Genomic DNA, 2018 nt, shown 5'->3' with positions numbered 1-2018 from the left:
GCCAAATAAAAAATTAACCGGCCTTGTGCCGGTTAATTTTTTTGTACTTAAGTTTTAAGATTATTTGGAATTAATTAATGGATCAATGCCACTATCTAAAATGAAGGCGGGTGGGGTATTGATAAGTGAGTAAAGATGACAGAACATCCGTCTGGACGCAAAGAAGACCATCAGAAAAAGGAAGTTGTGGTAAGTAATAAGCCGGCTCCTGAAAAGAAAGAAGGTCTGTTTGCATATTTTAAGAGCTCTTGGACTGAGTTTAAGAAGGTAGTTTGGCCGAGCCGTGATGAAGCGGTCAAAATGACTGTATTTGTGATTATCTTCGTTGCAGTTTTAGCAGCCTTCATTTATGCGGCAGATACAATTATTTCATGGTTGTTTTTTGATGTTTTATTAAATAGGAAAGGGTAAAGATGTCAAAGCGTTGGTATGTGGTACAGGCCTATTCCGGTTTCGAGAAAAATGTTCAAAAAACATTGAAAGAGCGTATTGCTCGTGAAAACATGGAAGAATATTTCGGTCAGATTCTTGTTCCTGTAGAGGAAGTGGTAGATATCAAGAATGGCCGAAAAACCATCAGTGAGCGTAAATTCTATCCAGGCTATGTGTTGGTTGAAATGGAAATGACCGATGACTCATGGCACTTGGTTAAGAGTACCCCTCGAGTAAATGGTTTTGTAGGTGGTAGCGGAAATCGTCCAATCCCAATTTCTCAAAAAGATGCAGATGCTATTTTGCAACAAGCCAAAACAGGTGTTGAGAAGCCAAAACCAAAAGTTGAATTCGAGGTTGGTCAGCAGGTTCGTGTGAATGAGGGTCCATTTGCTGATTTCAATGGGATTGTTGATGAGGTTAACTACGAGCGTAATAGACTGCGTGTTTCAGTTCAGATTTTTGGTCGTGAAACACCGGTTGAATTAGAGTTCGGTCAGGTTGAAAAGATTTAAGTGGTTTAATTCGCTTGAAATTTTTTTTTTAAGCGGATATAATCGCAAATTCTGTTTGGGAAGCGGAATGGTTCCGCGTTATACCCGTTTTTAGGAGTCCTTAAGTGGCAAAGAAAATTATCGGCTACATCAAACTGCAAATTCCTGCAGGTAAAGCCAATCCATCTCCCCCAGTTGGTCCTGCTTTGGGTCAACGTGGTTTGAACATCATGGAATTCTGTAAAGCATTTAATGCTGCAACCCAAGGTATGGAGCCTGGTTTGCCAATTCCAGTCGTGATCACTGCATTTGCAGATAAATCATTCACATTTGTGATGAAAACCCCACCAGCTTCTATCTTGTTGAAAAAAGCTGCTGGTCTGCAAAAAGGTAGTTCTAATCCTCTGACTAACAAAGTGGGTAAATTGACCCGCGCTCAGTTAGAAGAAATTGCTAAAACTAAAGAGCCTGATTTAACTGCTGCTGACTTGGATGCCGCTGTTCGTACTATCGCTGGCTCTGCTCGCTCAATGGGCTTGGATGTGGAGGGTGTAGTATAATGGCTAAAGTATCTAAACGCTTGAAAGCTCTGCGCTCTTCTGTTGAAGCTAACAAACTGTACGCAATCGATGAAGCAATTGCTTTGGTTAAAAAAGCTGCTACTGCTAAATTCGACGAGTCTGTTGACGTATCTTTCAACCTGGGTGTTGATCCTCGTAAATCTGACCAAGTTATTCGTGGTTCAGTCGTTCTGCCTAAAGGTACCGGTAAAACAACTCGTGTAGCTGTATTTACTCAAGGTGCAAATGCAGATGCTGCTAAAGAAGCTGGTGCAGATATTGTCGGTTTTGAAGATCTGGCTGCTGAAATCAAAGCTGGTAACTTGAACTTTGACGTTGTTATTGCTTCTCCTGATGCAATGCGTATCGTTGGTCAATTGGGTACCATCTTGGGTCCTCGTGGTTTGATGCCAAACCCTAAAGTAGGTACTGTTACTCCTAACGTTGCTGAAGCAGTTAAAAATGCAAAAGCAGGTCAAGTACAATACCGTACAGATAAAGCCGGTATCGTTCATGCAACTATCGGTCGTGC

Annotated in this window: 4 protein-coding genes; all 4 read left to right on the top strand. The window is 41.4% G+C overall.

The window, feature by feature from the left end; translation table 11 throughout:
* Positions 1–135 precede the first annotated feature (135 nt).
* Complete coding sequence (secE, locus tag ACTHUT_RS19035; protein WP_003680696.1) at positions 136–411, top strand: preprotein translocase subunit SecE; 276 nt, start codon at positions 136–138, stop codon at positions 409–411.
* Between the two features lie 2 nt (positions 412–413).
* Positions 414–947 (top strand): transcription termination/antitermination protein NusG, encoded by a 534-nt coding sequence (gene nusG, locus ACTHUT_RS19030; protein WP_003680697.1) that lies wholly within the window; start codon positions 414–416, stop codon positions 945–947.
* Positions 948–1051: 104 nt separating this feature from the next.
* Entirely contained in the window at positions 1052–1486 is a 435-nt protein-coding gene (rplK, locus tag ACTHUT_RS19025) for a 50S ribosomal protein L11 (protein WP_002220151.1), read from the top strand.
* A partial coding sequence (rplA, locus tag ACTHUT_RS19020) for a 50S ribosomal protein L1 (protein ID WP_440419416.1) occupies positions 1486–2018 on the top strand: 533 nt, incomplete at its 3' end. The genes rplK and rplA, both read left to right, overlap by 1 nt.

The sequence above is a fragment of the Neisseria sp. P0022.S010 genome (assembly GCF_051956635.1).
The sequence above is the reverse complement of the archived record's forward strand: the minus strand, read 5'-3'. Positions and strand labels throughout refer to the sequence as shown.

What these genes read in the sequence shown, in the direction of transcription:
- secE (WP_003680696.1), top strand. Translation starts at nt 136, where the DNA reads ATGACAGAACATCCGTCTGGACGCAAAGAAGACCATCAGAAAAAGGAA.
- nusG (WP_003680697.1), top strand. Translation starts at nt 414, where the DNA reads ATGTCAAAGCGTTGGTATGTGGTACAGGCCTATTCCGGTTTCGAGAAA.